This window comes from Streptomyces sp. NRRL S-378 (assembly GCF_000720645.1).
GTDB lineage: Bacteria > Actinomycetota > Actinomycetes > Streptomycetales > Streptomycetaceae > Streptomyces.
Window position 1 is genome coordinate 1 of record NZ_JOBX01000131.1, and the last position, 5,676, is coordinate 5,676.

The window sequence follows — 5,676 nt, forward strand, 5'->3', positions numbered from 1 at the left end:
CCGAGGGCGATCTGACCCGCTCGATCACCGTGGACGCCTCCGGAGAGGTCGCCGAACTCAAGGACAACATCAACTCCATGGTCGGGTCGCTGCGCGAGACCACCCGCGCCAACCAGGAGCAGGACTGGCTCAAGTCGAACCTGGCACAGATCTCCGGCCTGATGCAGGGCCACCGCGATCTCGCCGTCGTCGCCGAACTCGTCATGGACGAACTCACCCCCCTCGTCGACGCCAGCTACGGAGCCTTCTACCTCGGCGAGGAAATCGACGGCCAGGCAGGGCTCACCCTGATCGGCTCCTTCGGGCGGCCGGCGGAAAGCCCCGCCGCGACGCGGGTGCGGCACGGAGAAACCTTGGTGGGGCAGGCGGCGCGCAGCCGCCGCATCCTGACCACCAACAACGTGCCCCCCGGCTATCTCATTTCCTCCGGGCTGGGCCAAGGCGCGCCGGCCCACCTGATCGTCCTGCCCATCGTCGTCGAGGACCAGGTCCTCGGCGTCATCGAGCTCGCCTCCTTCAGCGCCTTCACCCCGGTGCACCGTGACTTCCTGGGCCGGCTGATGGAGACCATCGGCGTCAACGTCAACACCATCGTGGCGAACGCCCGGACCGACGAGCTCCTCGGCGAGTCCCAGCGGCTCACGACCGAGCTCCAGGCCCGCTCGGAGGAACTCCAGGTCCAGCAGGAGGAACTCCAGCGCTCCAACGCCGAACTGGAGGAGAAGGCCGCCCTCCTCGCCAGCCAGAACAGCGACATCGAGGCCCCCGCTCAACAGCCTGCTCATCCTGGCGCAGCTGCTCGCGCAGAACCCCACCCGCAACCTCTCCCCGAAGCAGGTCGAGTACGCGGGCATCATCCACTCGGCAGGCTCCGACCTGCTGCAGCTGATCAACGACATCCTCGACCTGTCCAAGGTCGAGGCGGGCAAGATGGACGTGAACCTGGAGCGGGTCTCCCTCAAGCAGCTCCTCAACTACCTGGAAGCCTCCTTCAGGCCGCTGACCAGCCAAAAGGGCCTCGAATTCGACATTACGACGGCTCCGGGCGTCCCGGTGGACCTCCTCACCGACGACGCCCGACTGCAGCAGGTCCTGCGCAACCTGCTGTCCAACGCGGTGAAGTTCACCGAACACGGCCGCGTCCACGTCAAGATCGAGCCCGCGAGTTCGGCAGAGCTCCCCGACGAGCTGACCCATGCCGGATCCGTGGTGGCCTTCCGCGTCATCGACAGCGGCATCGGGATCGCCGAGCAACAGCTGGAAGCCATCTTCGCCGCGTTCCAGCAGGCCGACGGCACCACCAGCCGCAAGTACGGCGGTACCGGCCTGGGCCTGTCCATCACCAGGGAGATCGCCCGCCTCCTGGGCGGCGCCGTCACCGCCCGAAGCGAGGTCGGCAAGGGCTCCACCTTCACCCTCTACCTCCCCGTCTCGGGACTCGCCGAAGGAGGTACCGCCGCTCTGGAGAGCGCCGAGTCCGCCGGTTCGGGGCTCGAGGAGCCGGACGGTGCCGCCCAGCAGGCCCTCGAAGAGGAGCGCCATCCCCGGCGCATTCTGGTCATCGAGCAGCGCAGCAACGGTCTGCTGAGCCTGGTCGCCGAGAGCGCGGCCGGGGACCTGACCGCAGGACGGGCCGTCACTGTGCCGTCCGAGCGTGCTGAGGTCGTGACCGCGGTCACCGCTGCGGATGCGGCGGCAGTCCTGGCCCAGGCGTCTTTCCACTGCGTGGTTCTCGAACTTGGATCGGATGGGGAAGGGCTGCGCTTCCTCGAGGCTCTCGCTGGTGACGGGGCGCTTGCCTCCCTGCCGGTCCTCGCTCACGACAACCGGCGCATGACCAGGGTGCAGCAGGCAGAAGTCGCCGAGCGCGCCGCCGCTCTGCCGCTGGAAGTGCTCTCCAGCCTGGACGAACTCCGCGAGCGGATCGCCCTGCATCTGTCGGCAGACCGCCCGGGCGACGTGCCGACCCTCGTGCACGCCGACAGCCACCCTGCCGTCCACGAACGTGCCCTCGTCGACGCCAGCCTCGCCGGCCGGTCGGTCCTCGTCGTCGATGACGACCCGCGCAACCTGTACGCCATCAGCGGGATCCTGGAGCTGCACGGGATGCAGGTGCTGCACGCCGAGAACGGTCGCCGGGGCATCGAAACCCTGACCGAGACCCCGGGTATCGACCTGATCCTGATGGACGTGATGATGCCGGAACTGGACGGCTACGCAGCCACCACGGAGATCAGGCGCATGCCCGAATACAGCGCTCTCCCGATCATCTCGGTCACGGCGAAGGCCATGCCGGGCGACCGTGAGAAGAGCCTGGCCTCCGGCGCGAACGACTACGTCACCAAGCCCGTCGACGCCAACGACCTCATCGCCCGACTCCGCCGGTGGCTGCCGGCCCAGAACACCTCAGGCACCACCTCAGGCACCACCTCAGCCTGACGACCCCGGCCCTACGGAGGAATAGCGACAGACACGGTGAACACCACTTCAGACGAAAACGAAGCGACCCAGTCCCACACCACACTCGCCGCCGCGGGAATCCGCGCCGCAGTCGAGGCAGACACGCCAGCCGGACACGACGAACCCCAGCCCGACCGGCGCACCAGGCCCAGCACTTCCTCAGAACCCCAGGCCGGACGGCTGGCGGCGACCGTGGAGCGGCTGCGCGAGGAGGCTCTGGAGGCCCAGTCAGCCGCTGACGGCCGTGCTCTCGTGGAGCTCGCGAAGGGCATTCTCGTCGGACAACTCGGATGCGGGCCCGCCGAGGCATCGAGGCAACTCGCCAAGCTCGCCGAACAGTCCGGCACCACCCTGCTTGCTCTCGCCGTCGACGTCATCAACCAAGCCGCCCGTGACCGCGTCAGCGAAGTCGCGCAGGAGTTCCTGGCCGCCGCTGTCGCCGACCAGGCTTCTGAGACGGCGCCGACTGTCCGGCTGCGGGCTGCGGAAAGCCGCATCCTGGCGGCGGGTGACGCGCAGGCCGTCGCCGCGGCGCTCCTCGACAACGCGCTCGCCCCTCTGGGTGCTCACGGCGTCGCGATCTGGGTCACCGGCGCCGATTCCTCGCTCACCCTGGCCGGACAGGCGGGCTTCACTCCGGAGGATGCCGACCGCTGGCGCTACGTCCCACCCGAGGTCGCCACTTGCGCCCGGCTCGCCCTCACCCACCGCGAACTCTCCATCGTCACCAGCCTCTCCCAAGCCAGCCTCCCCACCATCGGCCGGCGGCGGCACCCCGACGGCGGCCGCGTCGTCATCCCCGCGGGCACCGGCGGCCGCATCCACGGCGTCCTGGAAATCGCCTGGCCCCAGCCCCTGCCCCCGCAGCCCGTACAGATCATCCGCCAGCTGGAGGCGCTGGCCGAGCTGTGTGCGCACACCCTCGAAGAACAGTCCCCGGACCTCACTCCCGCCGCCTCTGACGCCGCGCATCACACGGCCCTGGCGGAACTCACCGACCTCGCCGGCCATCTCGACGACACGGTCCTGGTCCTCGCACCCGTTCTCGACGCCGACGGCCGTCTCGCGGACTTCCGTATCCACCACGTCAACAACAGCTTCATCGACCCGGCCGGCCGGCCCCGCTCCATGGTCACCGGCCGCCACTTTCTCGAGATCTACCCAGCGGCAGCCGAGGACGGGGGACTCTTCGACAAACTGGAGAGGGCCTTCGCCACCGGCGAGGCCTGTCAGGCGCTGCACACCGCGCTGACCACCTTCGTAGGAGAAGTCCCCCTCACCACCGTCGCCGACGTGCGCATCAGCCGGCACGGTACCGCCCTCCTCCTCATCTGGAAGATCGAGGACGAGAAGGCCCGCCTGGCCAACCTGCTGCAGCACGCACAGCGCCTCGGCCGGGTCGGCGGCTTCGACCAGAACATGCACACCGGAGAGATCAGCTGGAACGAGCAGCTGTTCGCCCTGTTCGGGCTCCCGCTAACCGCCATCCCCGTCCCTCTGGAAGACCTGGCCGCCCACGCACACGCCCACGACGTCAACTCCATCGGGCGGTTCCTCCGCACCCTCCTGCACAGCCAACGCGAATCCTCTGTGGAGTTCCGCCTCCAGCGGCCCGACGGCATCACCCGGCACATCCGCATGGTCGCCGAACCCGTACTCGACGACCAGGGCCGTCTCTACGCGGTGCGCGGCGCATGCCAGGACGTCTCCTCCCAGCACTGGACGGAGGTCGCCCTCGCCGCCACCCGCGACCAGCTCGCCGACTCCGAAGCAGAATCCGCCGACCGCAGCCGCCTCGCCCTCCAACTGCAGCACGCCATCATGCCACCGGCCCCCGCACCCCTTGAGGTACCCGGCATCCGGATCGCGGTGCGCTACCGACCGGCCGAATCGGAATCCCTCGTCGGCGGCGACTGGTACGACTCCGTGGTCCTGCCCAACGGCAAAGTCCTCCTCAGCGTCGGCGATGTCGCCGGACACGGCATCCAGGCCGCCACCGGCATGGTCGTGCTGCGCAACGCCCTGCGCGGCCTCGCCGTCACCGGCGCCGGCCCGGCGCAACTGCTCGCCTGGCTCAACCGGGTCGCCTTCCACCTCACCAGCCACCTCACCGCCACCGCCGTCTGCGCCCTCTTCGACCCCAAGACCCGAACCCTGCAATGGGCCCGAGCCGGCCATCTGCCACCCGTCCTGGTCAGAGGCGCGCAAGCCCAGTCGTTCCCCCTCAACGCCGGATTGCTGCTCGGAGCACTGCCCGACGCCACGTTCAGGGAGGAGGAGGTACAGCTCGAAGCCGACGACATCCTCCTCATGTACACCGACGGACTGGTCGAACGCAGAGACATCGACGTCACTGACTCCCTCGCCCAGCTGCTCACCGTCGCTTCACGCTCCGCTGACACGCTGGAGAAGCGACTGGACACCGTGCTGACCTACAGCGCATCCGACACCGACGACGACACCTGTCTCATCGGAATCGAGGTCCGTTGAGGAGCGGCCCTGCCGGGGCCACGACAGCCATGCGAACGGCGCGCTGCCGCCTGCCTGCTGTGGGGCCGAGGGTGGACCTCACGTCTTGGACGGGGGAGCGGTGGGCGTGACGCAAGGTGTAACCACTGGGGCGTCTGGGCAGGAAGTGATCAGGCTTCCATCCGGACGCCGCGGCGGCCGAAGAGCCGCCGGCAGGTTGTACAGAGGGATTCGAGCATGGCGCGTGGCACGGTGAAGTGGTTCAACTCCGAGAAGGGCTTCGGGTTCATCGCCCAGGACGGAGGCGGCCCGGACGTTTTCGCCCACTACTCCAACATCACCGGGAACGGCTACCGGGAACTGCAGGAGGGCGAGGTCGTCACCTTCGACGTCACCCAGGGGCAGAAGGGCCCGCAGGCTGAGAACATCGCCCGCGGCTGACCCGCCCCCGCTCGATCACGGCGCCCACCCCCAAGGCGGGCGCCGTCGTCGTACTCGTTCGCCTCGTTCTCCAGCCTCCGCGCACGACGAGAGCCGTGCACTGGCCCTCGTCGCGGATGGATCGCAGCGACGGCTCGTCCGCGGAGCCGGCGGACGATGGGGACGAGGCCAAGGGCGTGCAGAACGGCCAGACCAAGAGCGACCCAGGATGCGCCGGGCTGCTGCCGTCGGGTCCGTTGCCCGGGGGCGGCGGTCCGAGCGCCGGCGCCGGGGGTTCGCCGAACGTCCTGCCCCGGCCGGGGAGGA

General features: G+C 69.2%; 2 protein-coding genes and 2 pseudogenes. All 4 read left to right on the forward strand.

The features are described from left to right. Positions 1 to 2,439, forward strand: a pseudogene (locus IH80_RS43280) (ATP-binding protein); the annotation flags it as partial. A gap of 36 nt (positions 2,440 to 2,475) precedes the next feature. Next, on the forward strand, positions 2,476 to 4,950 hold the full coding sequence (locus tag IH80_RS0137785) for a SpoIIE family protein phosphatase (protein ID WP_051810360.1): 2,475 nt from the start codon (positions 2,476 to 2,478) through the stop codon (positions 4,948 to 4,950). Positions 4,951 to 5,166: 216 nt separating this feature from the next. Continuing rightward, positions 5,167 to 5,370 (forward strand): cold-shock protein, encoded by a 204-nt coding sequence (locus tag IH80_RS0137790; protein ID WP_030966428.1) that lies wholly within the window; start codon positions 5,167 to 5,169, stop codon positions 5,368 to 5,370. 116 nt (positions 5,371 to 5,486) lie between these two features. After that, positions 5,487 to 5,676, forward strand: a pseudogene (locus tag IH80_RS46670) (DUF2662 domain-containing protein); the annotation flags it as partial.

What these genes read in the sequence shown, in the direction of transcription:
- IH80_RS0137790 (WP_030966428.1), top strand. Translation starts at nt 5,167, where the DNA reads ATGGCGCGTGGCACGGTGAAGTGGTTCAACTCCGAGAAGGGCTTCGGG.